This is a genomic window from Streptomyces sp. NPDC005485, from assembly GCF_040606085.1.
In the GTDB taxonomy this organism is placed as follows: Bacteria; Actinomycetota; Actinomycetes; order Streptomycetales; family Streptomycetaceae; genus Streptomyces.
The window spans coordinates 159,828-186,059 of sequence record NZ_JBEXDZ010000002.1; the positions used below are offsets into that span (position 1 = coordinate 159,828).

Genomic DNA, 26,232 nt, shown 5'->3' on the forward strand with positions numbered 1-26,232 from the left:
CGCAGAAGGATGTCCCACCGGAAGTCGGATGGTGGCGTTGCAGCATCAGCCCCGATCCGGAAGAAGCGAGCCGACATGCGACGTACTCCCTCCCGACGTCTGTTCGCAGCCGCGCTGCTGGTGGCAGCCGTACTGGCCCCGGTTACGGCGACTTCCGCCATGTCCGCCACTGCGGTCCACCCCGCCGGCGTCGACCGGCACGGCCAGGACAAGTGCACGCCGGGAGGCCTCGGCCGCGGCACGACCGCTCGGCTGGACAAGGCCGTCGAGAACGTCCGCCGGGAGGCCGGCATCCCCGGCGTCGCCGTCGGACTGTGGATGCCGGGCAAGGGGTGTTACGTCCGCGCGACCGGTGTCGCCGACACCGCCACTCGCGAGCCGATGACCACCGACCTGTACGTCCGGATCGGCAGCGAGACCAAGACGTTCACGGTCACCGCGCTGCTCAAGCTCGTCGACGACGGGCGGATCCGGCTGGACGACCCGATCTCCCGCTACGTCCACGGCGTGCCGAACGGTCGCCACATCACGCTGCGCCACCTGGCCGAGATGCGCAGCGGCCTGTTCCCCTACAGCGCCGACCCCGACTTCGTGCACGACCTGCTGAGCGACCCGAGCCGCCCGTTCACCCCGCGGGAGTTGCTCGCGTACGGCTTCAAGCACCGCAACACCTTCGCGCCGGGCACGCAGTTCCAGTACTCCAACAGCAACCTGATCCTCCTCGGTCTGGTGATCGAGAAGGTCAGCGGCCACCGCGCCGCCGACTTCATCCACCATCGGGTGCTCCGCCCGGCCCACCTCGGCCACACGCTGTTCCCCAGCGGCCCCGAGTTCCCCGAACCGCACGCGCGCGGCTACACCAACCAGACGCTGAGTGGCGAGGTCGAGGACTCCACGGACTGGAACCCCAGTTGGGCCTGGTCGGCCGGCGCGATGATCTCGAACCTGCACGACCTGCGCCGCTGGGCCAAGACCGTCGCCACCGGGACGCTGCTCAGCCCGGAGACCCAGAGGCAGCGGCTCAAGATGCTGCCGACGGGCCACCCCGGCACCAGCTACGGCCTCGGCATCTTCAGGAGCGGCGGCTGGATCGGGCACAACGGCTCCATCCCCGGCTACGAAACCGTGACCGTCTACCTCCCCTCGCGGAAGGCGACCTTGGTGCTGATGCTCAACACCGACATCACACACGCCGGCCAGGAGCCGTCCTCACTGGTCGCCCGAGCGATCACCGAGATCGTCACCCCCGGCAACGTCTACGACCGCCCGGTCCCCCCGCGCTAGAACGTCCCCACCGGCGAAGCTCGGGTTCTCGTCGGACCACTCCGGGCGCCTGGCCCAGGCCGAAGCAGCGGTAGGCCCATGGGAGATCGTCCGAGATGCACCCGACGAACCTCCGGCGCAGACTGAAAGTCGAGGAACAGTCCGGACGATGCCCGCTTCGCGAGGGAACGTCATGGGCCTCTTGCCATCCAAGGCCAAGATCGACGAGGGATCATTGTGCCAAACGTCGCGAAGTCACGCTGGCGGGTCAGCTGTGAAACCCGTACGGACTGGATGGAATACACGGCCAGGATAGCGGCGATAAAGCGCGACTGTACCGTCGAGGCAGACTCCGGAAAATGGGTCGCCGGGGCAGAGGAACTCCACGTTGCCTACGAGGGGGTCGTGCTCAATGCAAAACTGTCACAGCAGGCGGCGCAGGCAAGAATCGCACCCTGGCGATACGCGGGCTCTGCAGACATTGCCATCTCTCGAATGCAGGCGGCCGACGCCTTGCTGCTTCGCCTGCTGACGGATGAAATGCTCTGCGGTGAACTCCCCAGGATCAGGCAGACCGTCCAAAGCTACTTGATGCCTCAAGACCAACGCCGTAAATGGCTTGACAACTTCAAGGAGAAGGACGGGGAAGAAATCCCTCCTGCCGATCGCCAGCGAATAGAGAGCGCGCTGCGCGGAGCCTACATTTCGAACGGCTTCACCCGTGGCCGACTCCGGACGTTCAATGTCATTCTCCTGGTGGCGGCAGTGGTACTCATAGCGCTGACGGTCCTACTCGGAGTCGTGAACGCACACTGGAAGTCAGATCTCGCGTGCAGTAACTTCGGGAAGGAGATGGTCTGCCCGCTGGGGGCGAGGCCGAGCCGCAGCGACATTCTGCTGATCGAGCTCATTGGTGCAGCAGGGGCAACGGTGTCGGCCGTCTACTCGCTGGCGCGAAAGCAGCGAATCGAAGACCCCTACTTGGTGCACGTAGGCCAGGCAATACTGAAGGTCTCCCTGGGCGGAATAACAGCAGTGCTGGGACTGCTCCTACTATTCGCGACACCGGGGTTCCATATCGACACGGGATGGGAGATCCTTGCTTTCGCGGCGATATTCGGGTACTCGCAGCAGATATTCACCCGGTTCATCGACTCCAGGGAAGACGAACTTCTGAAAGCGGCATCTCCGAGCGGTCCCGAGGGTTCCCTTGTCATCGGGGTGCGAAATCAAGAACATTAGACGCAACTCGTGCTGCAGCTCGCCTTGCGTGCCAGTACTCGGTCCGTACTCGGCCCGTACTCAGATCGGCTCGTGCATGGCAGCGAGTTCCTTCGGGTCGTTCCCGACCATGACCTGAGCGAGACGACCCGCGACCGCGACGACCTTTGGCCACGAGGGGGCCCGTAGATACTCCGCGTCGGTGTCCTGTGGTGCCTCGGTAGCCACGGCGTTGAGCGCGATGCCCAGCTCACGCATGAGAGCGACCTCTTCCTCAGCGACCGTAGCGACCGTTGCCGGAACACTGGATCATGGGTGATCGACCCCAATGCCGGGTCCGCCGGCCTGCCCTGGGTGCGCCCCGCTCTCGAGGTGGCGGGGCCGGGCCGGTGCGGCGAGACCGCGGTGCCGTTCGCCGTCGACCCAGGCGCCGTCGCGTACTGCGCCCCGGCGCAGACGTCGACCTCCTCGTGCTCGGCAGCTCCCCCGTCGACGACATCTCCGCGACATCAGCGCTGTGTACCGGGCAGGCCACATCGCGGCGATTGTTTGCGGCGGTTCGGGCGTGGCATTCGGTGGAGGCAGGCAGAAGGCGCGATCGGGCCTGGACAAGAAACAGACCCCAGGTCATTGACCTGGGGTCTCTCCCTGGGCTCCCACAGAAACGGGGCATGAGAGTCCTACGTTGCGGCAGCCGGCGCCCGGCCGTGAGCTCGCCCGGGTCCGGTCAGAACTCCAGTACCTCGCGGTCGAGCGGATACCGCGCACGGTGACGACCCTCGTACGGCGAGGGCGTGATCGGCAGGACGCCGGTCGGCTGCACGCCCAGATTGTCGTCCCAGAGCCGGGGTTCGACCTGGCCGAGGACGCGGAACCGCCGGAAGGTGAACGGCGGGCTGTCGGTCGGGAAGAACTCGGCCGTGGTCATCACCTGGAAGTGCAGGTGCGGCGTGGTCGAGTTGCCGCTGTTGCCGATCAGCCCGAGGACCTGGCCGCTTTCGACGTGATCGCCCTCCCGGACCCTGAGCGAGCCGGGTTTCATGTGGGCGTAGAGCAGATAGCGGCCCGGCGCGACTTCCACGGTGACGTGGTTGCCGACCGTGTTCTCGATCGGCGGGATGGGCGGCGTGACGGGCGGCGTGTTGTCCGGGATCCCGTCCTGGACCTCCACCACTCTGCCGCCGGCCGAGGCCACGACCGGCTGCCGGTAGCTCAGGTAGCTGGTGAGCCGTGCGGGGTCGCCTTCCCAGGTCTGCCCTTGCCTGCCGACCCGGTACCAGTCGATCGCGAAGCGCTGCGGCACGTAGAAGCGGCCGTTGATCGGGCCGAGGCCGCGCCGGTGGTGGGTGTTGCCGCAGCACGACTCGCTGGCGTACCAGGTGCCGGGGCGGACCGGCGGGTCCAGGTTCAACGGCGGGGTGCGGCCGGTCCGCGTGGCCTGCACCGTCTCCTCGAATGCGGAGGGGCCGGAGGGGGCCAGGACGGCACCCGAGAGATGGTGTTCGAGGACCTTGGGCACCGGCTGACCGCGGTCGAGGACCAGGTCGAGCCAGATGATCCACTTCTGGGAGCCCTGGATGACGGTCGGCGTCGGGGCCGGGGGCGCCGGGGTGTACCCGTCCGCACCGGGCAGGGGGTCGCCCACCGGATTGGCGGCCTCGGCCAGCGCCTGCCCGCTCAGCGAGCCGACGACCCGGTGCGTGTGGGCGTCTCGGACGTTGACACGGTCGAGCCGCACCGGCGTGCTGCTGGACAGTGCGTTCGTGGTGAGCAGTTCGTACGAGAGGTGCGTCCTGCCGTCCGTGGCGACGAACGGCGTCGGTTCGGTCATTACTGCCGCCGTCAACGGCGTGAACTGTGCGCCGGGCGCCGCAGTGGCCACGCCGGCTCCGTATCCCGGTCCCGCTGAGGCCACCAGCATGCCGGCCGCGAGCACGGCAGCGGCGAGCCCGCGAAGTAGCGGGATGCGGCCAGTGCGGTTGCGAGGGTCGCGCTCTGCCATTGCGCTCTTTCATTCGTCGGATCCGGGCCATGAAGGACGCCGGCACGCCCCGAGCCGAGACGCAGGTTCATGTAATCCGGCGGCGCGTCGCTCCGGTTGGAGGTCGCCGGACTCAGGTGCCGAACTGCACCCGTCCAGCCGCATCGACCACCGGCTCCTGGACTCCACCTCTTTCAGGGACTGCGGGGATTCCCGACAGCGCGCTGAGAATGAGGGACGTGAGGGTTAGCGCCGCAACCCTTACCCGAACTGCGCTTCTGTCGACTCGACGCGGTGATCCGCAGGGCCTTACACCCTTGGGTGGTTGGGCGCGCAACCCTCTCGCCGGTGCGCTCGGGCGCACGCGAAGGCGGCGTATCTGCGTGCTGGCCAGCCGTGGTCCGGCCGTTGTTGGTAACAGGTGGTTGCGTAGAACCTGCTGAGTGGGAGAAGACCGGTCGGCGCTGGGGGCGAGACGCGAGCGCGGGGTGTACCCGGTGCTCGTTCAGTTGCCCCCAACACGCTTTCCAAATGTTCGCGTCGGAGTTCGGGATCGATCAGCGGTGTCCTGACCTGCGGCGGAATGGAGGTGAGGGCAGGCGGTGGATGGTGCTGAACGGCAGCGAATGCAACCAGAACTGCAACCAGGGTTCAGTTCCGGTGCAGGCCCTGCGCCGGGCGCTGAGCAGTTCCTCGGGGCCGTACACGGCCTGGAGGCCGGATGGTCTGCGCGCCCGTCGCCGCGGCCGGCTCAGCCGACTCCGCTGCGGGCGACCGCGACGAGCGGTACCGGCTCGTCGGTGATCGCTGCCCGGTGTTTCTGCAGGGCGGCCAGGTCGTGGCTGTCGAACGCGAAGTTCTCCAGCCACTTGACCGAGTTCAGAAAGAGCGACTGGTTGGCCACCGGCGGCCGGTCGGTACCCACCAGGTCGATCCCGTTCCGCTCAGCCGGTCGCTGCCGGCGTCCTCAGCGGCCGGACCACTGACCCCGGCCACGGCGGGCGCCCCATCCGGCGGTGCCCGCCACCGATGACCTCCCGGAACGGGGCCGGGCAAGGGCTCGGGTCCCGGGAGCGGGGGTCAGCCGGCGGTCAGGGTGGTCCACTTCTGGTTGGAGCCGCCGTTGCAGTCCCACAGCACGAGCTGCGTGCCGTCGGTGGTGGAGGAGCCCGGGTCATCGAGGCAGCGGCCGGAGGCGGGGTTGCGGTAGCCGCCGTTGTACGGCTGCCATACCTGGTTGGAACCGCCGTGGCAGGCCCAGAGCTGCACCTTGGTGCCGTTGGCGGTGTTGCCGCCTGCGGCGTCGAGGCACTTGCCCATGGAGCGCAGGGTGCCGTCGGTGGAGAGCGACCAGAGCTGGTTGGCAGCGCCGTTGCAGCTCCAGATCTGCACGGCGGTCCCGTCGGCGGTGCCGGCGCCGTTGACGTCCATGCACTTGCCGGCGATGCCGGACTGCACGGGTGCGGGGACGGGGGCGGGGTTCTTCAGCCACCCGGCGCTGTCCGCGGACTGGATGCCGCGATGCCAGGCGTCGGCCATCTTCTGGTAGCCCGAGTCGTTGGGATGCAGTTGGTCGGACAGGTCGGCCGGGGTCAGGCTGCTCATGTCGACGTAGGCGACGTGCTTGCCCGCAGCCTGTGCGTCGCTGACGATCTGGGGGATGGCCTGGTTGTACGTGCCCCGCCACTGCTCCTCCGAGCTGTTGGTGGACACGACCAGGGAGGCGACGACGACGGTTGCGTCGGGGACGTCGGCGGTGATCTGGTTGACCAGCGACTTCAGCTCGGTGATGGCGTTGTTGGCCCCGGAGGCCCCTATGAGGTCGTTGGTACCGATGTGCAGCGTCACGACGTTGGGCCGGTAGCGGGCCAGCGAGGCGTCGGCGAGTGCGGCGATCTCGTTGATGTGGTACCCGGAGTGGCCTTCGTTGTCGGGGTCGGACATCGAACCGTTCTGTACCGTGCCGACGAAGTCCAGCGGATGGCCGTCCGCCGCGAGCTCGTTCCACAACGGACCCCGGTAGCCGTTGCCCGTACTGCTTCCCACACCCCAGGTGATCGAGTCGCCCAACGGCATGACCCGCAAAGGTGTGTTGGACGCGGCGGAGGCGGGGGCAACACCTGCCGCCGTCACACCGAGCGCGGCGGTGACAAGCGTGACCAGGGGGAGAATCCAGGGCTTTCTCATGCAGCGACCTCTTCGAGTGCGTGCTGAATCAGCTGGACTGATCGCCGTTCGTGTCAGCAACTCGGCCGTTGTGCCGTCCCGTCGGCGTCAGCGGCCGCCTGATGTACCGGCAGAACGGCGTGGGTGGGAGCCTCTTGCGCTGCGAGCGTTGACAACGCCGAGTGAGCGGCGTTCCGTCTGCCCCGGCCCTCCTGTCCCGAGCGGTCGGCCCGGACCGGCCTCACCGGTGCATCCGTAGAGATACCACGTTGATCCCTCTCCGGGACATCCCATGAATGCAGAATTTTAAGATCGGTGCCACAAGGGCGAATCCTGCGTCAGTTCGTCCTGTAGTCGCTGGCCCTATGGTCTGCTCGCTGCTTCCTCTCTACAGTGTCGGCCGTGAACATCCCATGTTTGCATCCATCGCTCGTTCTCCCCAATGCGCCCCCGCACGGCCTCCGGCCAGGCGTCGGCATGAGCCAGTACTTCGACACGAGGTCCTAATGGCGCGTAATCAAACATGGTCAAACATCGGACACGACAAAAGTCTTGACGTTCGCACCGCCTCGTCCATACGCTCGGCCCGCCTCAAGCACTTCGAGCAATCCGGATCGCACCGGCCACCCGTCCAACCGTGCGATCACACCTTCACCCGACTCTGAGTTGATCCGGCCGAGCGGACCCCTCGGGAGAGTTCCCGCCCCTCGGGGTGCCGGTTCCCCCACACGTCGGGGCCGGCGTGCGCTGTCATCGCCGAACAGCTCGATCGTCCCGCTGGTCACCGGGAACACCTGAAACCGCGTCAGTGGCAAACGCACTGATCCGCGACTGAGTACGGGTGGGACGGCAACGGCCGTGCCGACCAACAGCGGAGCCTCAACTCGACGGCACCATCACCGACGTGCAATCAGCCCGTGCCTGGATGTGACCGGAGCCCCCACCACCGGCGGTGCCCTGATCGAACTGTGGGGCGGCAACGGCGGCAGCAACCAGCAATGCCAACTCGGCTGACACTCAACCCCTGGAAGGTTGCGATGCGACTGACCCCACCATCGTCCCTGCGACGCGCGGACCGGCACAGACGCGGCAGGCTGCGCTCGGTGCTCCTGGCCTGCGCTCTGGTCCTGCCCGTCGCTCCGCTGGCCGTGACCGCAGTCGTGACGCCGGCCGCGGCGCTGGACAACGGCGTGGCCAAGACCCCGCCGATGGGCTGGAACAACTACAACGCCTACGGCAACAACCCCACCGAGGCGCTGATCAAGCAGACGGCGCTGGAGATGCACAACAACGGCATGCAGGCCGCCGGTTACGAGTACGTCAACATCGACGACGCGTGGATGGCGTCGAGCCGGGACGCAGGCGGCAACCTGGTGCCCGACCCGGTGAGGTTCCCCAACGGCATCAAGGCCGTCGCCGACTACGTGCACTCCCTCGGTATGAAGCTCGGCATCTACGAGGACGCCGGTACCCAGACCTGCGCCGGCCTGCCCGGCAGCCTCGGGCACGAGACGCAGGACGCCAACCTGTTCGCCTCCTGGGGTGTCGACCTGCTCAAGTACGACAACTGCTACAACAACAACATCGGTTCCCAGACCCGGTACACCGCGATGAGCGACGCGCTCAAGGCCACCGGGCGTCCGATCCTGTTCAGCATCTGCAACTGGGGCACGGACAACGTGTGGACCTGGGGCTCGAACGTCGGCAACATGTGGCGCACCACCGGTGACGTCTCCGACACCTACGCCAGCTTCCTGTCGAACTTCCACAGCAACGTGAACCTGGCCGCGTACGCCGGGCCCGGGGGCTGGAACGACCCCGACATGCTGGAGACCGGCAACGGCGGCATGACCGCGACCGAGTACCGGAGCCAGTTCAGCCTGTGGGCCCAGATGGCCGCTCCCCTGATCTCCGGCAGCAAGATCATCGGTGCGAGCCAGGAGACCCTGTCGATCCTGACCAACAAGGCGGTCATCGCCGTCGACCAGGACTCCCTCGGCAAGCAGGGCACCATGGTCTCCTCCTCGGGCGGCCTGGACGTGCTGTCCAAGCCGCTTGCCAACGGCGACGTGTCGGTCGTGCTGTTCAACGAGACCAACTCCACCGCGACCATCACCACCAGCGCTTCGGCCGTCGGCAAGACCGGCGCCTCCAGCTACACGCTCACCGACCTGTGGACCGGCGCGACGTCCACCACCACCGGCACCATCAGCGCGAGTGTGCCGGCGCACGGGACGGTGATGTACCGGGTCGCGGGCGGCTCCAGCACCGGCACCACCACAGGTCCGATCCACGCCATCGGTTCGGGCAAGTGCCTGGACGTGCCCGGCCTTTCGCAGACCAACGGCACCCAGACGCAGATCTGGGACTGCAACGGCGGCACGAACCAGACCTGGACCAGAACGTCGACCAAGCAACTCACCGTCTACGGCGGTACGAAGTGCCTCGACGCGGCCGGCACCGCGGCCGGCACCAAAGTGGCGATATGGGACTGCAACGGCGGCACCAACCAGCAATGGAACCTCAACTCCAACGGCACCATCACCGGCGTCCAGTCGGGCCTGTGCCTGGACGTGACCGGCGCGTCCACCACCAACGGCGCGCTGGTCGAACTGTGGGACTGCAACGGTGGCAGCAACCAGCAATGGCGCCTCGCCTGACACCACCGCCCAGGACTGAAGGGCACTGAAAGCCCCATGAGGTGTGCGGGACAATCATGATCCGTCCCGCACACCTCCGTTTCCTGGTCGTGGGTGCAGGGGCAACAGGTGGAACAAGTGCACGGTCGGTCAGCAGGGGGACTCGTCAGGGCCACCGGCGGATGCAGGCCGTCCGCCCAGGTCCGAACCGATCAGGGCAACTGAGACCAGAACCGAGACCACAGCACGACGAGGGCCCGACCAAGATCTGATTGGGCCCTCATTTCCGCTGGTCATCGGCTGTGGAGGATACGAGATTCGAACTCGTGAGGTTGCCCCCGACACGCTTTCCACATGTACGTCTGGGGGTTCTGGGCCTGGTCAGCGGGGAATCGCCTCCTTACTCCCCGTTCTGCGACCAGGCCGCGGTGAGCGCGGTGACCGGGTCACGGTCGGCTGGTGCCGCGGGCCACCATTCGCCGTCGTCGTCCTGGCTGTAGGGGTACCAGCGGGCGTCGGGGCCCAGACGCAACTGGATGCCGTGGTGGGTGAGGGTGAGGCGGTTGCGCCAGGCCCTGAGGTGTGTGGGGGAGTCGGTCATCTCGGCGAGGGTCGCGTACAGGGCGGTGCGGGTGGCCTTCATCACCGTCGGGTCGGGGGTATGGGGCTGTTCGGCGACGGTGATGCCCGTGGGGCCGCCGTGGCGCCAGGCGCGGGTGAGGCGTGCGAAGGCAGTGGGGTTGGTGCCGGTGTTCTGGATCAGGTGGTGGAACCACTCGGGTCCTGGGTTGCTTGCGGCGATGCGGATGGCGTCCTGGTGCTGGGTCAGGTGCAGGTCGGCGGTGTCGCCCGCGAGGAGCCGGGCGGCGCGCGCGGTGGCGTCGGCCATGAGGCGTTCCAGGTCCGCGGCGGCCAGGCCGCTGCCGGGAGGCGGGGCGATGGGCAGGGCTGTGGTGTGGGCGCCGGGTTCCGGGAGTTCGGGCAGTTCGGGGGGCTCTTCGGCCCAGTGGGCGTACGCGGCGGCGGCCGGGATGCCGGCCGGTGCCGGCGGGGCGGCGGTTTCCTGTGCTGCCGTACGGAGTGCGCGCAGCTGGGCGAAGACCTCCTCGCGACCGCGGCCACGCAGCGAGAAGAGCACGAACGGGTCGGTGTCGATGGTGGCGGCGATGGCGTAGCAGAGCGCGGCGGCGTGCTTGCAGGGGTGTCCCCAGTCGGGGCAGGAGCACTCCGGATCGAGCTCGGTGGGCAGGGGGAGCAGTGGGACGCCTGCGTGCCGGGCGTCGTCTACGAGTTCGGCGGGCATCTCGCCGTCGAGAAGTGCTGCGAGATGCCCGGCGCGGGCCGCGATCGTGTCGAGCAGGGTGCCCCACTGAGGGTCGGTGAGGACGGGCAGGTGGACCGATGAGCGGTACGGGCGCGGGCGGCTGCCCTGGACAGCAGCCTTGACCTGGCCCGGAGCCACGGTGACCGGGCCGACCATGCCTTTGCGGGCGTAGGTGCGTCCGCGCGAGAGCCGTCCGGCGTCCAGGGTGGAGTCCTCCAGGGCGGCCACCCATGCCTGGCCCCACCAGGTCGCGGCGAAGGCTCGCTTGCCGCGGGCGGGCGCACGGCGCGGGCCGGGGACAGCGGGGCTCATGACTGCCTTCCCAGGGCGACGAGTTCGGCGAGGTCAGCGTCGGACAGTTCGGTGAGGGCTGCCTCGCCGGAGCCGACGACGGCGTCGGCGAGGGCGCGCTTGGCTTCGAGCAGCTTCGCCACCTTGTCCTCCACGGTTCCCTCCGCGAGGAGCTTGTGCACCTGAACGGGTCTGTCCTGGCCGATGCGGTAGGCGCGGTCGGTGGCCTGGTCCTCGACGGCAGGGTTCCACCAGCGGTCGTAGTGCACGACGTGAGTGGCGCGGGTCAGGTTGAGTCCGGTGCCCGCCGCCTTCAACGACAGCAGGAACACCGGTACTTCACCGCGCTGGAAGCGGTCCACCATCTCCTCGCGCCGCGCGACGGGGGTGGCGCCGTGCAGGAAGAGAGCGGGGACGCCGCGCTCGGCGAGATGCTTCTCCAGCAGCGCCGCCATCTGTTTGTACTGCGTGAAGACCAGCACGGATTCGCCTTCGGCGGTGATGGTGTCGAGAAGTTCGTCCAGCAGGTCGAGCTTGCCGGAGCGGCCCCGCAGGGGAGTGGACTGTCGCAGGCTGTGCTCTTTCAAGTACTGGGCGGGGTGGTTGCAGATCTGCTTCAGCGCGGTGAGCAGCTTGAGTACCAGACCGCGCCGGGCGATGCCCTCCGACTCCGCGATCTTCGCCATGGTCTCGCGGACCACCGCCTCGTACAGGCTGGTCTGCTCGGCCGTCAGCGGGACGACGTGGTCGGTCTCGGTCTTGGGCGGCAGTTCGGGCGCGATGCCGGGGTCGGACTTCTTGCGGCGCAACAGGAAGGGCCGTACGAGACGGGACAGGCGTTCGGCTGCCTCGGGATCCTCGCCGGCCTCGATGGCGCGGGCATGCCGGTCACGGAATACGGTGAGTGTGCCGAGGAGCCCGGGGGTGGTCCAGTCGAGCAGGGCCCACAGTTCGGAGAGGTTGTTCTCCACGGGGGTGCCGGTGAGGGCGACGCGGGCGCGGGCGGGCAGGGCACGCAGTTCACGGGCGGTGACGGCGTAGGGGTTCTTGACGTGCTGGGCCTCGTCGGCGGCCACCAGCGACCAGGCCGTCTCGGCGAGCACTTCGCGGTCGCGGCGCAGCACCCCGTAGGTGACCAGGACGATCTCGTCGCCGGCCAGGTCCCCCAGGCGGCGGTCGCCGCCGTGGTACCGGCGTACCGGGACGCGCGGCGTGAACCTGGCGGCCTCGCGCTGCCAGTTGCCGAGCAGAGAGGCCGGGCAGACGACAAGGGTGGGGCCCGCGGTGGTGGGGTCGCTCTGGCGGTGCAGGTGCAGGGCGAGCAAGGTGATGGTCTTGCCCAGGCCCATGTCGTCGGCGAGACAGCCGCCGAGGCCGAGCGCGCACATCTCGGCCAGCCAGGCCAGGCCCCGCTTCTGGTACTCGCGCAACGTGGCCTTGAGGGCGGCGGGCTGGGGTACGGGGGTGCGGGACTCGGGGTCGCGGATACGAGCGACCAGGTCGCCGAGCGCACCGACCGCCGCGCAGGGGACCCGGTCGCCGTCCCTCCCCCAGCCTCCGGCCGGGGGGACCCCCATCTCGCTTCGCTCGGCCTCGCCGGTCAGCGCGGCGCTCAACGCCTCCATGGGGGTGAGCGGTTCCATCCGGCGGCGCCTGGCGCGGGCCACCAGCTTCGGGTCGGCGACCACCCACTGGTCGCGAAGCCGGACGAGGGGACGGCGTGACTCTGCGAGGGCGTCCATCTCGGCCTCGGTGAGCGGCTCGCCGCCGAGGTAGACCTGCCAGCGGAAGTCGAGGAGGGCCTCGGTGTCCAGCAGGCCGCCCGCGGTGGAACCGGGGGCGGTGCGCTGCCCGATCTCCGCGGTCGCGGTGAGTGCCTTGACCAGTTCGCGCGGCCAGTGCACGTCGACACCGGCCGCGCGCAGCACGTCCGTGGCGTCCCCGAGGAGTTCGAAGGCTTCGTCGTCGGTCAACCGGAGCTGATCGGGAGCGGCATCGTCGAGCAGCCTCCGCAGCGGGGGCCAGGCGCGGGCGCCGCGGCGCAGGGCGAGCAGGGTCTCGGTCTCGGTGCGCGGGCCGAGCAGCCGCTCCACTTCGGTCGGCTCGCTCCACAGCCGTGCGGCCTCGATGACGAGCGCCGGGTCCGCGGCGGTGTGCAGTTGCACGACGGCCCGGAACTGCCGTCGGCGTCCTTCGGGTACGTCGACGCGGAGCGAGACACTGACCTCGGCGGTGAGCGCCGCCTGGGTTTCCTCGGCCCATTCACGCAAGGCGGGCACGGCACGGGCCTCGCGCCAGGCGTACGGCAGCGCTCCCATGGCGAGCGGCGCGGCCGGCGTACGGACCAGCTCATCGGCGACCGCGTCGCAGAACTGGCATACCAGAGCAGCCGGTTCGGCGATCCGCACCGGGGCCGGGCCGGGCTCGGGCAGACAGTGGGCGTGGGGCGGGAAGGCGGCAGCCAGGGCGTCCAGCATCTGCCGCTGGGCGGCGGTGAAGGGACCCACCTGCCAGGTGTCGTAACCGGCGGGGGTGAGGGCCGGGTGGAGGCGGCCGTCGGCGAGCAGCCGCAGCGCGAAGCGAGTGGCGGCCTGCCAGGCGTCGCCGGAGGGATGCGTCGGCTTCGCATTGGCCAGGGCGGAGACAGCGACGGCGACAGGCAGCGCGTAACCCTCGACCCTGCGCCGCCTGACCGAGCGGCCGTGCGGCAGGACCAGCTCCACCGCCTCGGTCTCCAGGCCGGCGGGTGCCGTCCTGTCTCCGGCTGCTGCCCCGGCCGGCCTCCACAGCAGCAGCCGCCCAAGGCGTGCGGGCTCACCGGGCAGGAACACCGCCGCCCAGCCGGCGCCGAGCAACTCCCTCACGAAGGCGGACGTTTCCTGCCGGGCCAGCGGCGGCGCGCTCCTCGCGCCCGTACTCGGCTCTCGTACGACGACTCGTGCCACTCTCTTCCGCCCTGTCGCGTGCCGGACCCCTCCCCAGGCCCGCTCACTGCCGAACCCCACCAGGCAACGTCACACGCTGGCAACCGCGGGCCTTTGCTTGACTGTCGGCGCAGGCGCCACGGCGGATGTGCCGCTGCTGAACGCACCGGCCTTCAACCGTAAGGTGCAGCGCTACGGTGAGGCCATGAGCACCTGGGCCTCAGCCGTGCTGGAGGCATTGATCGAAGAGGCCACCATCGATGCCTACGGCGAGGAAGAGCAGCTCACCGGCTTCTTCACGATGATCGAGGAAAGCCTTGCCGTGCCGTTCACCACGACTGTGCTCGGCGTCGACGTGAGCGTGGTCGGTGTCGATCTGACCGAGGACGGGCGCGTGGTCGCACGCTGCGCCCGGGGGTCGGTCCGACAGGACATCGGAATTCTCGACCTGCCGCTGCCGGAACCCGCTCCCGAGGGCTCGCAATGGATCGAGGCGTACCGCCACTGGGCCCGCTGAACTGGCGCGTCGCACAACTGCACAGCTGAGCCCGTGCTTCGAAGCCACCTGAGCCCGTGCTCGAACGGACGGTCGCCCCGACTACCGCTGACCGGACCAACTGCGGGAAACAGAGAGCACCCAGCGCGCATACCGCAGTATGCTTGCCGATATGGCTGACACCACACGCATCACGGTGACACTCCCCACCGAGCAGGTGGCGGAGCTGAAGAAGATCACGGACAACATCTCCGGCTACGTGGCCGAAGCGGTCGCCAGACAGATCCGGCACCAGCTTCTGGGGGCCGACCTGCGCAGCCACACAGACGAGCACGGGGCCTTCAGTGAGGAAGAGCTGGCCGAGGCGCGGGCGCGGATCTTCGGTACGACCCAGGCCGTCGGCGGCGCGAGCGCCGCGTGAGCGGGCACATCGAGACCGTCGTCCTGGACAGCGAGGGGCTGTCGGCCTGGGTGGCACAGGACCGGAAGGTTCTGGCGATGTTCCAGGTGTTCCACGACATGGGAGCGGACCTTGTCGTCAGCGCCAACACCATCGTGGAAGTGAGCCACGCCGGGGTGCATCTGCCCCGGCTGCAATGGGCGCTCTCCCGGGTCAAGGTGGAGCCGGTCACGGAGGCGGCGGCCAAGGCGGCGGCACAACTGCTCAAGGGCGCCGGTCTGCACGGACACAAGTACGCGATCGACGCCACCGTCGCCGAAGCGGCCTTGCGTCAGCCCGGCCCGGTCGCCATCCTCACGTCGGATGTCGATGACATGACGCGGCTGTGCGGCAGCAAGGTCCGGATGATCGGGCTCTGACCGCCGCCGTGACTCCGTCACGGAGCCTGCGTCGCTCGCCCTGCGGATGCAAGCGTGCGCCTTTCCTGCTTGACGGGTATGCCTCGAATGTCGCCTATAAATGCAACCGAAACTGCAACCAGGGCATGCCGAAGAGTCGGACCGCACTAAGCGGTCCGACATTTTGCACCCTAATTGGGACGACACTGCCCTACAAATCGAGGCCGACCGCATACTCATGGAATCTGGTATCACAGTGCCGGACCATCTTCAGCCACTCACTCTTTAGCAATTGCACAATTCCCCGCGCAAGAGAAAACAGTCACACCAGGAGCAAGCAGACTGGTGTGACTGTTCACGCATCAATCCCGTCAGTGCAACCAGGACAGCATCTCGATCCTGCTGAGTGGAGGTGCTCGACACTTCACAGGGGCGACCACTAATTGGCCTCCCTGCAACTATTGCACTGCGTTTCCCGTGCGCTTGAGGATGGCTGCTGAACGTCAACCGACCCATCACTGGACCGCTTCGATTCCAACTCGCCAACGCCTCCGGTTTCCCTCAGTGGCTGGCATTTCTGCATGAGCTCTACCATTTCACGTGCCGCTTTCCGTCGGGACGGCTTTCTTGACCAGATCCCGGCAAGTACGGCAACACTGAGAAGGGCAAAGCGCCCCAGAGGAAGACACACCCCGATGAGGGCAGCTATCGAGCCGACCGGGGTCACGCTAGTGACCACGGCCTCCAAGCTCACGGAATGAATGCGTTCGCCACGGCAGATTCCTTTCGGTTAGTAGGGAGTGCCGCCGGGTCTAACTCAGCGGCCCACTCACCTTCGGACAGTGGCGGGTTTGACAGGCCCGCACTATCTACAGCGCCTCAAGGGGAAACTCCGTTGGCGTATCAGGAGTTCGCCTCTTCGCATACTGACCTATGCAGCGGGCCCTTTAGTGAAGATCTCACTTGGACGGGTCTTCCCAATTGTCCGGCATAGAGAAGGATGAGCGTAAACCTTGCGACGTCATGTCGGTTTTTGTACGATTGTGGTTTCACAAAAATCACACTGCTCACACGAGGCACTTTCCGCACCTCGCTCAGCAGCTTCCCGACACGACTTCTGGAGCAGAAAGGGCGGGGCGCGAGCGTACGAGATTTGGCGTATCCCGATTTTTCCCATGCCGAACGGTACCGCGACTGAAAGATCAATAGAGAGGCTCGCGCACGAGAAAGACTCGACGGTTTGGAGGCTCACCGTAGCCATTCATCCGGGCATGGTCGAAGACCTCTCGGTCAGGGTGTCTTGCAAGATCACGGTCGGTCGGGAATGCCACGCTGGCCCGGGGGCGGGTCGGATGTCCGGGTTCGCGCTGGGGCGGACGCAGTGCAGGCACGGTCTCGGTGATCATGTGAGTTCGAGCGGGACGGCGCTTTGGTTGTGCTTGAGGGACTGCAAGACGGTCAGAAGCCGAAGAAGTGAAGGGGCGGGTCTCTGACCTGCGGCCGTGCAATCGATCAACGCTGCGACCTGCGACTTAGCTGTCGGTGGTTGTCAGCGTTGGTCGTCGTTGAGCACCCTCCGACGGCCCGGAGACGGCCCAGTCGTACAAAGCGCCACAGGTGGGTGACGGCGCTGGTACGGTCCCTTCCATGGCGGATCTTGTGGGGTTGCTTCAGCTCCTCGGGGCGGGCAGCGTGGGTGCAGTCGTTACCCAGTACGTCAGCGCTGCACCGGAGCGCCGTAAGGCCCGTGCCGCTGCTCGCACCGCAATGACGGCTCTAGAAGAAGCGGTTTGGTCCTCGGGGGACCCGGAAGAATGGCGCCGACTACGCGGGGCGGTTCATACTTTTGAGTCAGCCGCCATGATCGCCGGGGTGCCACACCATGTGTCCGAGTGGTACGCGCGGACGCGGGTGGCCTTCTACTTGGCGAGTCGTCGCAGCTATGAGCAGGACCCAGATCCGGAGTATGGCGGAGGTTTTGCAACTCGGTATGTCCGTGGCTTGGACACGGCGACTGAGGTCGTCTGTCTAGCAATTTGGCATCCACGACGCTCGCGACTTTTCTGGAGGGTACGTCTCAAAAGGGCCGTGGCTGACGCCCGAGCTGCTGTAGCCGATTCACCTGATCTTCTTCGGGACCTGAACGAACGCCGCAGGATCTGAGTGATCAGCACCACTAGGTCGGCGGAGTCTCAATGGCCGAGTCAAGGCGACGGGCATTGGCCGACAGCGAGGACGGCGTCCGTACTGGGCCAGGGCTTTGAGGTCTGCCCTCATCCTTATCAGGTCGATCACGGGGACCTGTCGACGTCGGTCAACCGGCTCTGTGCCTCGGCTGGTTGTCCGCTGGGGTTCGGCGCCGACCGCTGCTGTTCGCGCTCGTTGGTGTCAGGCGCTGATGTCAGCCGTCCGCGTGGGCCTTGACAACTCGGTCAGACCAACGGACCTTCAGTCTGATCACTTGCGCGCTCCGGTGGCTTCTGGTCGCTTTCGATGGTGGACCGACTGCCACCTGCGAACCCGAGCAGGTAGACGAGCATCAGCAATCCGAAGATCGCCACCTCTTGGGCAATTCGATGCCCTTCGAGATACGGCCCCACGGTGACCCTGCCAGAAATGAAGATCATCGCTGTGATCCAGAGGCCGTAGATCCTGCCCCTACTGCGGTTCTTGGCCATCGTCGCCCCCCTGAAGGTTCCCGCACTTTAGCGCGGGGCCGGTAGGGCGGCTTTGGGGTGGAGCGGATGGCCCAGCAGTCCCCACTCAACCCACCACTCACCCCAGCTCCCATCCCGTCTGCCGTCGACCCACACACCGTGGAGCGGGCGTGGTTCATGGCGTCCAGGTGGAGCGCGCCACTGTACGAACGACCTCGACGCGGGATACGTCCGCATCCGCAAGAACCGGCTTCGACCCAAGTACGCGCACGGCTGCGGCGACGATGAACCGTGCGGCCGGAAGGCGGGGTACTGCCCCAAGCGGCAGCAGACCCGCCGCGAGCACAAGTCCACCAAGTCCCGCGCGGGACGGCGCACGATCGGCCTGCCCGATCCGCTGATCAAGATCCTCCGGCACCACCATGAGGTGCAGGAGAGGGAACGGATCGCAGCCGGTGCGGACTGGGAGGGCAAGGGGTACGTCTTCGCCTCGCCGATCGGCGGGCCGCTGAGCCCGAACACCGACTTCCACGTATGGAAGAGGCTGCTTCGGGATGCTGGCGTCCGGGACGGTCGACTTCATGACGCTCGCCACACGGCGGCGACAGTGCTGCTGATCCTCGGCGTCCCGGACGTCGTGATCGACGCGATCATGGGGTGGGAGCCCGGGGGAGCGGCGAGGATGCGCGCTCGCTACATGCACATCACGGGTCCCATGCTCCGGAAGGTCGCGCAGCAAATCGGAGACGCGCTCTGGGAGCCGCCCGGCATCGGCCGTAAGGCCAACTGAGACGGACAACGTCGAAGGGCGCGGTTCCCGGGTTTCCGGGGGCCGCGCCCTTCGGCGTTTGCGTCGGGGGTGCGGCGGGCCGCTACTTCAACTCGAACAGCAGCGCGCGGACTTCGACGCTCCCAGTGTTGTGCGTGGAGTGGTCCACGGCGGGGCTCCACATCGCCTCGCCGGCCACGAGCGAGACCTCGATGGCTTCACCGGACTCCTCAGTGAAGGTCACATTCCCATCCGCGAGGCCGTAGACGAGGTTGTCACGATGGTGGTGCAAGGCTGAAGTGGCGCCAGGCTGGAGCCGGGCCTCGAGAAGCCGTACCCGATCGTTCTCGAAGAGGATCTTGTACACATCAGGTGCTACCTGCACAGCGTCAGCTGCCATGGGGATCTCCTGGTTGAGGAGTGGAGCGTCGGAGCGTCGTTACCTGATGGCGACGGTAGTTCCGGGGATACGGCCGTGCACGGCGAGACAGCCACGTAGGGGACCCGGAGGGCCGTCAGGCCGGACGCGCGCTGTCAGCGTTGGCCGAGCAGAAAGGCAGGCTCGTGGTTCTGCTTCTGCGTGCCGGTGCTGGCTCGGAGCCAAGTGAGACGGAAACTGAGACGGACAACGACGAAGGGCCCCACCGCGAACGGTGGGGCCCTTCGACATCGTGCCCGGTGAGGCACTGGCGGAGGATACGAGATTCGAACTCGTGAGGGGTTGCCCCCAACACGCTTTCCAAGCGTGCGCCCTAGGCCACTAGGCGAATCCTCCGCGGCAAACAATACAAGACGTTAGGGAGTGCTCGCGAACTCGTTCCCACCCTCAGGATCCTGTACCCTGTGCGGAGCCCCTCACGTGGCGCTATCTGACTGAACTCCCCCAGGGCCGGAAGGCAGCAAGGGTAGGTTGGCTCTGGCGGGTGCGTGGGGGGCGCTTGCGTTTCCGGGGCCGTGTCGGGGGGCCGTGCTCGGGGTTGTCCCGCGGGCGGTCCGCGTTGTCAGTGGGCGCCTATAACCTCGTATACGTGTCGTCTCTCGCGCTGTACCGCCGCTATCGCCCGGAGTCGTTCGCCGAGGTCATCGGGCAGGAGCATGTCACCGACCCGTTGCAGCAGGCGCTGCGGAACAACCGGGTCAATCACGCGTACCTGTTCAGCGGGCCGCGCGGCTGCGGGAAGACGACCAGCGCCCGGATCCTGGCGCGGTGTCTGAACTGCGAGCAGGGGCCCACGCCGACGCCCTGCGGGGAGTGCCAGTCCTGCCAGGACCTCGCGCGCAACGGGCGGGGGTCGATCGACGTCATCGAGATCGACGCCGCTTCGCACGGTGGTGTGGACGACGCGCGTGACCTGCGGGAAAAGGCCTTCTTCGGGCCTGCGAGCAGTCGGTACAAGATCTACATCATCGACGAGGCCCACATGGTCACGTCGGCCGGCTTCAACGCGCTGCTGAAGGTCGTCGAGGAGCCGCCGGAGCACCTCAAGTTCATCTTCGCCACGACCGAGCCCGAGAAGGTCATCGGGACGATCCGGTCGCGTACACATCACTATCCGTTCCGGCTGGTCCCGCCGGGGACCCTGCGGGAGTACCTGGGCGAGGTCTGCGGGCAGGAGGGCATTCCCGTCGAGGACGGCGTGCTGCCGCTGGTCGTGCGGGCCGGTGCCGGGTCCGTGCGTGACTCCATGTCCGTCATGGACCAGCTGCTCGCGGGAGCAGCCACCGACGGTGTGACGTACGCCATGGCGACCTCGCTGCTCGGCTACACGGACGGGACCCTGCTCGACGCGGTGGTCGAGGCCTTCGCCGCCGGGGACGGGGCCGCGGCCTTCGAGGTCGTGGACACGGTCATCGAGGGCGGCAACGACCCGCGGCGTTTCGTCGCCGACCTGCTGGAGCGGCTGCGGGACCTGGTCATCCTGGCCGCCGTGCCGGACGCCGCCGAGAAGGGGCTCATCGACGCCCCCTCCGACGTCGTCGAGCGGATGCAGGCCCAGGCCGGCGTCTTCGGCGCCGCCGAGCTCAGCCGCGCCGCCGACCTCGTCAACGAAGGCCTGACGGAGATGCGCGGGGCCACCTCCCCCCGGCTCCAACTCGAACTCATCTGCGCGCGCGTGCTGCTTCCCGCGGCCTACGGCGACGAGCGCTCCGTCATGGCCCGGCTGGACCGCATCGAGCGCGGCGTGAACTTCGTGGGCGCGGGCGCGGCGGCCGCGCCCGCCATGGGGTACGTACCGGGACCCGAGGTGCACGGTGGAGCCGCTGCCACTGCGGGGCCTTCGGTTCCGTCGGGCGGCGGGGCCGCCGCTGCCCGGGCCGCCGCGCGTGGGGCGGGCACCACCGGGCCGGGAGCGCCTGCGCAGGCGTACGGGGCAGGGGGCGGCGCGGCGACCCAGGGCACCGGATCGGCTCCGGCCGGCGGACCGGCGCCGACCCAGGTTCCACCGTCAGCCGCTCCACCGTCAGCCGCTCCGCCATCTGTCGCTCCGCCGTCCACCGCGCCTTCGCCCGCCGCGGCGCCGGCGCCCGCTCCGGTGGCCGAGCAGCCGCACGCTCCGGTCGCCCAGCCCGCCCCGGCGGGGGCCGCACCCGGAGCCTGGCCCGCAGCGACGGCCGCGGGCAGTGGCAGCGGTGGCCGTCGCCCCGGCGGCTGGCCCACCGCGACGCCCGCGAACCCGCCGGCCGCCGCGCCCGCCCCTGGCGCCGCCTACGCCTCCAACCCCGCCTCTGCCTCGGCACCTGCCTCCGCCGCCCCCGCTCCTTCCGGCGGCGGCCCCGACCCCCGGACGCTCTGGCCGAACATCCTGGAGGCGGTGAAGAACCGGCGCCGGTTCACCTGGATCCTGCTCAGCCAGAACGCGCAGATCACAGGCTTCGACGGCACGACCCTGCAGATCGGCTTCGTCAACGCGGGCGCGCGGGACAACTTCGCGAGCAGCGGCAGCGAGGAAGTGCTGCGGCAGGCGCTGTCCGAGCAGTTCAACGTCCAGTGGAGGGTCGAGGCGATCGTCGACGCGTCGGGCGGCTCGGCACCGCTGCCGGGCGCCGGGGGCGGCGGAGGCTTCAACGGCGGGGGCTCCGGGTTCAACGGTGGCAACGCGGGCTTCGGCAGTGGCGCCCAGGCCGCGCCGCGCCCCGCTCCGCAGTCCGCGGCTCCGGCTTCCCGGCCCGCCGCCTCTCCGGGCCCCGGACCGTCCGAGAACCGGGGCCCGTCAGCCCCGTCCGGGGCCCCCGCCGTAACGCAGTCGGCCCCGGAACCGCCTCCGGTGGCTCCTGAGGACGACACCCCCGAGGACGACGACCCCGACCTCGACGAGTCCGCCCTCTCGGGCCACGAACTGATCGTGCGCGAACTGGGCGCGACGGTGATGGAGGAGTTCACCAACGAGTGAGCGAGCAAGTGAGTGAGCAAGCAAGTGAGTAGGCGGGCAGGCGAGTAGGCGGGCAGGCGAGTAGGCGGGCAGACGAGTAGGCGGGCAGACGAGTAAGCGCGCAGGCGAGTAAACGGGGAAGCGGCGGGACGCGAGACGGCGAACCAGCCCCTCACCCAAGCGCAACTCAGCGCAACTCAGCGCCACTCACCCACGCTCACCCAAGCGACCCTCATCCACGCTCACCTGGACGATCCCACCAACCTCTCACCCACCTCCCTTCGGAAGCCCCTACAAGGGCATCCGCTCCCGGCGGTTAGGCTGACCCCGTGAAGGTCCTCGTCATCGGTAGCGGCGCCCGCGAACACGCCCTGTGCCACTCCCTGTCCCTCGACTCCGACGTCACCGCCCTGTACTGCGCCCCCGGGAACGCAGGCATCGCGGAGGTGGCCGAGCTGCGCCCGGTCGACGCGCTGGACGGCGCCGCCGTGGCCGCGCTGGCCACGGAGCTCGGCGCCGAACTGGTGGTCGTGGGCCCGGAGGCCCCGCTCGTCGCCGGGGTCGCCGACGCCGTGCGCGAGGCGGGCATCCCCGTCTTCGGCCCCTCCAAGGAGGCCGCGCAGCTGGAGGGCTCCAAGGCCTTCGCCAAGGACGTGATGGCGGGAGCAGGCGTCCCGACCGCCCGCTCGTACGTCTGTGCGACGCCCGCCGAGGTCGACGAGGCGCTGGACGCCTTCGGCGCGCCGTACGTGGTGAAGGACGACGGGCTGGCGGCCGGCAAGGGCGTCGTCGTGACCGGCGACCTCGAAGTCGCGCGGGCGCACGCGAACGCCTGCGACCGCGTGGTCATCGAGGAATTCCTCGACGGCCCGGAGGTCTCCCTCTTCGCCATCACGGACGGCGAGACGGTCGTCCCGCTCCAGCCGGCCCAGGACTTCAAGCGCGCGCTGGACGGCGACGAGGGCCCGAACACCGGCGGCATGGGCGCGTACTCGCCCCTGCCCTGGGCGGACCCGAAGCTGGTCGCGGAGGTCATGGACACAGTCCTGCAGCCGACGGTCGACGAGCTGCGCCGCCGTGGCACCCCGTTCTCCGGCCTGCTGTACGCGGGTCTCGCGATCACTTCGCGCGGCGTACGGGTGATCGAGTTCAACGCCCGTTTCGGCGACCCCGAGACCCAGGTGGTCCTCGCCCGACTGAAGACCCCGCTCGCAGGGGTGCTGCTGGCCTCGGCGAACGGCACGCTCGCCGATCTGGAGCCGCTGCGCTGGAGCGACGACGCGGCCGTCACCGTGGTCATCGCCTCGCACAACTATCCGGACACTCCGCGGACCGGTGACCCGATCACCGGGCTCGACGAGGTGGCCGCTGAGGACGGCCCGCACGCGTACGTCCTGCACGCCGGGACCAGGCAGGACGGCGACGCCGTAGTGAGCGCGGGCGGCCGTGTGCTCTCCGTCACGGCGAAGGGTGCCGACCTCACGCAGGCCCGCGAACGGGCGTACGCGGCGGTCGCCCGTATCCGCCTCGACGGTTCACAGCACCGTACGGACATCGCGGCAAAGGCGGCGGCGGGGGAGTAGCCCCCGGTTGACCCGCTTCCGCGGGCCCGTTCGCGAGCCGTTCCCGCAGGCCCCAGGCCCCGGAATCCCCAGGGAATCCGGGGCCTGATCCTTGCCCACTGTCATCCACCTCTCCCCAAAGCCATTCCATCGAGTGACCGATGCCCCATCCGGCTGACGGGGGCCGGGGCCCCAACTAGGGTGCGGCGAAAGCGTTCCGGCACTTGGCCCACCGGCATTGCGATGTCGGTGGCTGGTGCCACAGTGGGGGAGTGAGCAACGCCAGGGCATCCGTCGGCGGAAGCCGTGACCACCAGGGTCGCGGTGGACGCCGAGCGGGAAAGTAGGGGGTGACATCCGGTCGTGACAGGTATGGGTGTGGAGGTGGGCGCGCAGGCCGCGCGCTCACGGGCTCTCGCCGTGCTGCGCATCCGCAGCCGGGCGCTGGCCGTCGCCCTGCTGCCCGCGGCCGTCGCCGTCGTGCTGCTCGTCGGCGGTTCCACCGGCCATGTCAGCGGCGGGAGTTGGCATCTCACCAGCTGGATCGTGGCGGCTGTCGCCGCGCTCGTGCTGCTCGCGGCCGCGGGGATCGCGCTCGTCGTGGCCCGCGCGCGGCCCGCCATCAGCCCGACGGTCGCGATCGCCGAGGAATCGGCCCCGGATCTGTACCGCATGGTGCGAGATCTGGCCGACCGCCTCGACGTTCCGGCGCCCTCCGCGATAGCCCTCACCCCGGACTGCGACAGCTGGCTGGAGGACCGCACCCACCCGGCCCACGGCCCGCCGTCCGATGTACGGGGTCTGACAGGCGGCCTCCCGCAGGTGCTCGGCCGCGCCCGCGCGGGCCGGAACCTGCGCCGGGTGCCCGCGACTCCCGTCCTCGTCATCGGCTCGCCGTTCCTGTGGTGGATGCGGGTCGGCGAACTGCGCGCGGTCCTGGCCCCGGTCGTCGCCGGTACGGGCCCCTCCGCGCACCCGGACATAGCCGCGGCGCGTCGTTTCGTACGAGGTCTGGACGCGGCCGTGGCAGTCACCTCGGCGCCCGCTCGCGGACCCCTGGCCCGGATGGTGCTGGGCGGCGTCGGCTGGGTGACCCGCCTGTTGCTGCGCAGTTGCCGCGGACACGCGGCCGAGATGGAGCGGGGCGTCGCGGCGGCCGCCGCCGAGCGCGCACAGGCCGTGGACTACGGCCTGCGGATCGTCGCGCAGGAACAGGTCGGCCTGGCGTACGCCGGGTGGGACCGGCTGCTCACGCGCGTCGCGCTGCCCGCCTGGCGGATGGGGCGCTGGCCCTCCCGCCTGGACGCGGGGGTCGTCGCGGCCCTCACCGAACTCTCCCGCCGCGACCGACTGGCGGAGGGCTTCACCTCCCGCCTCGGCGAGCGCCCCGCCTGTGACCTGCTCGAAGAGCCCGGCGCGGTCGACGAGGCCGCGTCACTGCTCGCCGCGCGCCTCTTCCACGGGGGTCCCGCCGAGCCCGGGCCCGACTGGGCGCCGGTGGGCTGGCAGGAGTACCCGGACGAGGTCGTCGACCGCAAATGGCGCGCCGACGCGGCCCGCCTCCACCGTGTCCTGGACGCGCTGGGCGTCCGTCACTCGACGGACCCGGCGACCCCGGACTCCGGCGGCCCGACGCTGGCACGGGTGATGGACCACCTGACCACGCCTACGTCAGCCGCATCACCATCGGCCCAGGCCCCCGAGGGGTCGGGCGCCTACAAGAACATGGGCGAGGAATCCGAGGGCGACGAGGAGGGGGCCGGTCTCGGGAACGAGCGGACGGTCTCGCTGGCGGCCGGGCTCACGGCGGAGGTGGCCCGCGAGGAGGCTGCGGCGCCGGTGGTGTCCGCGGCGGCGGCGGGTACGGAGCCGCAGGGGCCCGACCGGGCGCTGTGGGACGACGGGATGCTTCCCCTCTTCCCGCTGCAACCCCCGCGGACCGGGCGTGAACTGCTGTCCGATCACGTTACGGCGATGGTGTGCTGTGCGGCGATGGACACGGCGGGGGCGACGCCGGGGCTGGACTGGCTCGACGGGCCGATGCTTCTTGTCGACGGTGAGCGTGCCGCCGATCTGTCTCCTCGCGTTCTCACCCTCGTCGAGCACGGGGATCCCGTCCCTCTGCGCGACTGGCTCCGCCACCTCGGCGTCCGCCCGGAAAAACCAGTCCGCCTGGTCTGACCCGACCAGACCCCGGTCACTCGGGGTGGGTGGGCAAACCCCTCTGACCCCTGGTTTGAACGGTCACCCGGTGTGGGTGTTGGGCGGGGGTGGGTCACGCAGCCCGGCGTTTACGGGGTGCCGCTGCGCCCACCCGTGCCGCCCCTGGCGGCACGATTGCCCGCAGTAACGCGGCTTCGCCGGCCCCCGGCGCCACACACTCCTACCGCTGCCGGGTGGGCAACCGTCCCTACCTCCACGCACGCCCGCAGGAACGCGGCTTCGCCGGCCCCCGGCGCCACACACTCCTACCGCTGCCGGGTGGGCAACCGTCCCTACCTCCACGCACGCCCGCAGAAACGCGGCTTCGCCGACCCCCGGCGCCACACGCACCGCCACAGCGTGGGTGGGCAACCGCCCTGACCCGCACGATTGCCCGCAGCTACGCCAGCCACCCGCAGTGAGCGGCATCCGCACGCCCCCACTCCCCGGCCCCCACGCACCCGCAGCCGAGTACGCACGGAAGGGTCCGTGCCGGTACGTCTCTGCCCGTCGCGTAGCAGGCCCCCAGCCAAGCTCCGCCATGCTCGACCCCCGGGCAGTACGCCCA

16 protein-coding genes, 1 tRNA gene, 1 other RNA gene and 2 pseudogenes are annotated in these 26,232 nt (G+C 69.0%); 11 read left to right on the forward strand and 9 right to left on the reverse strand.

What is annotated here, in order from left to right; translation table 11 throughout:
* The first annotated feature begins 75 nt into the window (after positions 1-75).
* Positions 76-1,284 (forward strand): serine hydrolase domain-containing protein, encoded by a 1,209-nt coding sequence (locus ABZS97_RS01945; RefSeq protein ID WP_356132408.1) that lies wholly within the window; start codon positions 76-78, stop codon positions 1,282-1,284.
* A gap of 273 nt (positions 1,285-1,557) precedes the next feature.
* Positions 1,558-2,505 carry a hypothetical protein gene (locus ABZS97_RS01950; protein ID WP_356132411.1) on the forward strand — a complete coding sequence of 316 codons (948 nt, stop codon included), beginning with the start codon at positions 1,558-1,560 and terminating at the stop codon, positions 2,503-2,505.
* Positions 2,506-2,565: 60 nt separating this feature from the next.
* Here the strand turns inward: ABZS97_RS01950 and ABZS97_RS01955 are convergent, their stop codons facing one another.
* From ABZS97_RS01955 to ABZS97_RS01970, 4 genes and pseudogenes are all read right to left on the reverse strand, one after another.
* Complete coding sequence (locus ABZS97_RS01955) at positions 2,566-2,742, reverse strand: hypothetical protein (RefSeq protein ID WP_356132414.1); 177 nt, start codon at positions 2,740-2,742, stop codon at positions 2,566-2,568.
* Positions 2,743-3,211: 469 nt separating this feature from the next.
* Positions 3,212-4,486: a M23 family metallopeptidase gene (locus ABZS97_RS01960; protein ID WP_356132417.1), complete on the reverse strand. Its 1,275-nt coding sequence runs from the start codon at positions 4,484-4,486 to the stop codon at positions 3,212-3,214.
* Positions 4,487-5,133: 647 nt separating this feature from the next.
* Positions 5,134-5,399 (reverse strand): annotated as a pseudogene (locus ABZS97_RS01965) (hypothetical protein); the annotation flags it as partial.
* Positions 5,400-5,545: 146 nt separating this feature from the next.
* Positions 5,546-6,652, reverse strand: a complete 1,107-nt coding sequence (locus ABZS97_RS01970; protein WP_356132420.1) for a ricin-type beta-trefoil lectin domain protein — start codon at positions 6,650-6,652, stop codon at positions 5,546-5,548.
* Between the two features lie 1,016 nt (positions 6,653-7,668).
* Here ABZS97_RS01970 and ABZS97_RS01975 point away from each other — a divergent pair.
* Positions 7,669-9,291 (forward strand): ricin-type beta-trefoil lectin domain protein, encoded by a 1,623-nt coding sequence (locus ABZS97_RS01975; RefSeq protein WP_356132424.1) that lies wholly within the window; start codon positions 7,669-7,671, stop codon positions 9,289-9,291.
* Positions 9,292-9,670: 379 nt separating this feature from the next.
* On the opposite strand, the gene ABZS97_RS01980 is transcribed toward ABZS97_RS01975, so the two are convergent.
* Both ABZS97_RS01980 and ABZS97_RS01985 read right to left on the reverse strand, forming a co-directional pair.
* Positions 9,671-10,906 (reverse strand): SWIM zinc finger family protein, encoded by a 1,236-nt coding sequence (locus ABZS97_RS01980; RefSeq protein ID WP_356132427.1) that lies wholly within the window; start codon positions 10,904-10,906, stop codon positions 9,671-9,673.
* Complete coding sequence (locus ABZS97_RS01985) at positions 10,903-13,749, reverse strand: DEAD/DEAH box helicase (RefSeq protein ID WP_356132430.1); 2,847 nt, start codon at positions 13,747-13,749, stop codon at positions 10,903-10,905. Before ABZS97_RS01985 ends, ABZS97_RS01980 begins: the two co-directional genes overlap by 4 nt.
* Positions 13,750-13,927: 178 nt before the next feature.
* Here ABZS97_RS01985 and ABZS97_RS01990 point away from each other — a divergent pair, with 178 nt between their 5' ends.
* From ABZS97_RS01990 to ABZS97_RS02000, 3 genes are all read left to right on the forward strand, one after another.
* Complete coding sequence (locus ABZS97_RS01990; RefSeq protein ID WP_356132433.1) at positions 13,928-14,326, forward strand: hypothetical protein; 399 nt, start codon at positions 13,928-13,930, stop codon at positions 14,324-14,326.
* A 151-nt stretch (positions 14,327-14,477) separates the two neighbouring features.
* Positions 14,478-14,726: a hypothetical protein gene (locus tag ABZS97_RS01995; RefSeq protein ID WP_356132436.1), complete on the forward strand. Its 249-nt coding sequence runs from the start codon at positions 14,478-14,480 to the stop codon at positions 14,724-14,726.
* Complete coding sequence (locus ABZS97_RS02000; RefSeq protein ID WP_356132439.1) at positions 14,723-15,124, forward strand: DNA-binding protein; 402 nt, start codon at positions 14,723-14,725, stop codon at positions 15,122-15,124. Before ABZS97_RS01995 ends, ABZS97_RS02000 begins: the two co-directional genes overlap by 4 nt.
* A 2,411-nt stretch (positions 15,125-17,535) precedes the next feature.
* Here ABZS97_RS02000 and ABZS97_RS02005 read toward each other — a convergent pair.
* A complete protein-coding gene (locus tag ABZS97_RS02005; RefSeq protein ID WP_356132442.1) occupies positions 17,536-17,781 on the reverse strand; it encodes a hypothetical protein in 246 nt (81 codons plus the stop codon).
* 190 nt (positions 17,782-17,971) lie between these two features.
* On the opposite strand from ABZS97_RS02005, the pseudogene ABZS97_RS02010 reads away from it, so the two are divergent.
* A pseudogene (locus tag ABZS97_RS02010) lies at positions 17,972-18,550 on the forward strand (tyrosine-type recombinase/integrase); the annotation flags it as partial.
* Between the two features lie 82 nt (positions 18,551-18,632).
* On the opposite strand, the gene ABZS97_RS02015 reads toward ABZS97_RS02010, so the two are convergent.
* Positions 18,633-18,929, reverse strand: a complete 297-nt coding sequence (locus ABZS97_RS02015) for a cupin domain-containing protein (RefSeq protein WP_356132445.1) — start codon at positions 18,927-18,929, stop codon at positions 18,633-18,635.
* Positions 18,930-19,216: 287 nt separating this feature from the next.
* A tRNA-Ser gene (locus ABZS97_RS02020) sits at positions 19,217-19,304 on the reverse strand.
* A 71-nt stretch (positions 19,305-19,375) separates the two neighbouring features.
* Here ABZS97_RS02020 and ffs point away from each other — a divergent pair.
* The 4 genes from ffs (at position 19,376) to ABZS97_RS02040 (ending at position 25,643) form a co-directional block, all read left to right on the forward strand.
* An RNA gene (gene ffs, locus ABZS97_RS02025) (signal recognition particle sRNA small type) lies at positions 19,376-19,474 on the forward strand.
* A gap of 83 nt (positions 19,475-19,557) precedes the next feature.
* Positions 19,558-21,921, forward strand: a complete 2,364-nt coding sequence (locus tag ABZS97_RS02030; RefSeq protein ID WP_356132447.1) for a DNA polymerase III subunit gamma and tau — start codon at positions 19,558-19,560, stop codon at positions 21,919-21,921.
* A gap of 308 nt (positions 21,922-22,229) precedes the next feature.
* Entirely contained in the window at positions 22,230-23,483 is a 1,254-nt protein-coding gene (gene purD, locus ABZS97_RS02035; protein WP_356132450.1) for a phosphoribosylamine--glycine ligase, read from the forward strand.
* A 351-nt stretch (positions 23,484-23,834) separates the two neighbouring features.
* Positions 23,835-25,643, forward strand: coding sequence for a hypothetical protein (locus ABZS97_RS02040; protein WP_356132474.1), 1,809 nt, complete (start codon positions 23,835-23,837; stop codon positions 25,641-25,643).
* Positions 25,644-26,232 lie beyond the last annotated feature (589 nt).

What these genes read in the sequence shown, in the direction of transcription:
- ABZS97_RS02040 (WP_356132474.1), top strand. Translation starts at nt 23,835, where the DNA reads ATGGGTGTGGAGGTGGGCGCGCAGGCCGCGCGCTCACGGGCTCTCGCC.
- ABZS97_RS01980 (WP_356132427.1), bottom strand. Translation starts at nt 10,906, where the DNA reads ATGAGCCCCGCTGTCCCCGGCCCGCGCCGTGCGCCCGCCCGCGGCAAG.
- ABZS97_RS02005 (WP_356132442.1), bottom strand. Translation starts at nt 17,781, where the DNA reads ATGGCCAAGAACCGCAGTAGGGGCAGGATCTACGGCCTCTGGATCACA.
- ABZS97_RS01955 (WP_356132414.1), bottom strand. Translation starts at nt 2,742, where the DNA reads ATGCGTGAGCTGGGCATCGCGCTCAACGCCGTGGCTACCGAGGCACCA.
- ABZS97_RS01975 (WP_356132424.1), top strand. Translation starts at nt 7,669, where the DNA reads ATGCGACTGACCCCACCATCGTCCCTGCGACGCGCGGACCGGCACAGA.
- ABZS97_RS01950 (WP_356132411.1), top strand. Translation starts at nt 1,558, where the DNA reads ATGGAATACACGGCCAGGATAGCGGCGATAAAGCGCGACTGTACCGTC.
- ABZS97_RS01970 (WP_356132420.1), bottom strand. Translation starts at nt 6,652, where the DNA reads ATGAGAAAGCCCTGGATTCTCCCCCTGGTCACGCTTGTCACCGCCGCG.
- ABZS97_RS01995 (WP_356132436.1), top strand. Translation starts at nt 14,478, where the DNA reads ATGGCTGACACCACACGCATCACGGTGACACTCCCCACCGAGCAGGTG.
- ABZS97_RS02015 (WP_356132445.1), bottom strand. Translation starts at nt 18,929, where the DNA reads ATGGCAGCTGACGCTGTGCAGGTAGCACCTGATGTGTACAAGATCCTC.
- ABZS97_RS01945 (WP_356132408.1), top strand. Translation starts at nt 76, where the DNA reads ATGCGACGTACTCCCTCCCGACGTCTGTTCGCAGCCGCGCTGCTGGTG.
- ABZS97_RS01960 (WP_356132417.1), bottom strand. Translation starts at nt 4,486, where the DNA reads ATGGCAGAGCGCGACCCTCGCAACCGCACTGGCCGCATCCCGCTACTT.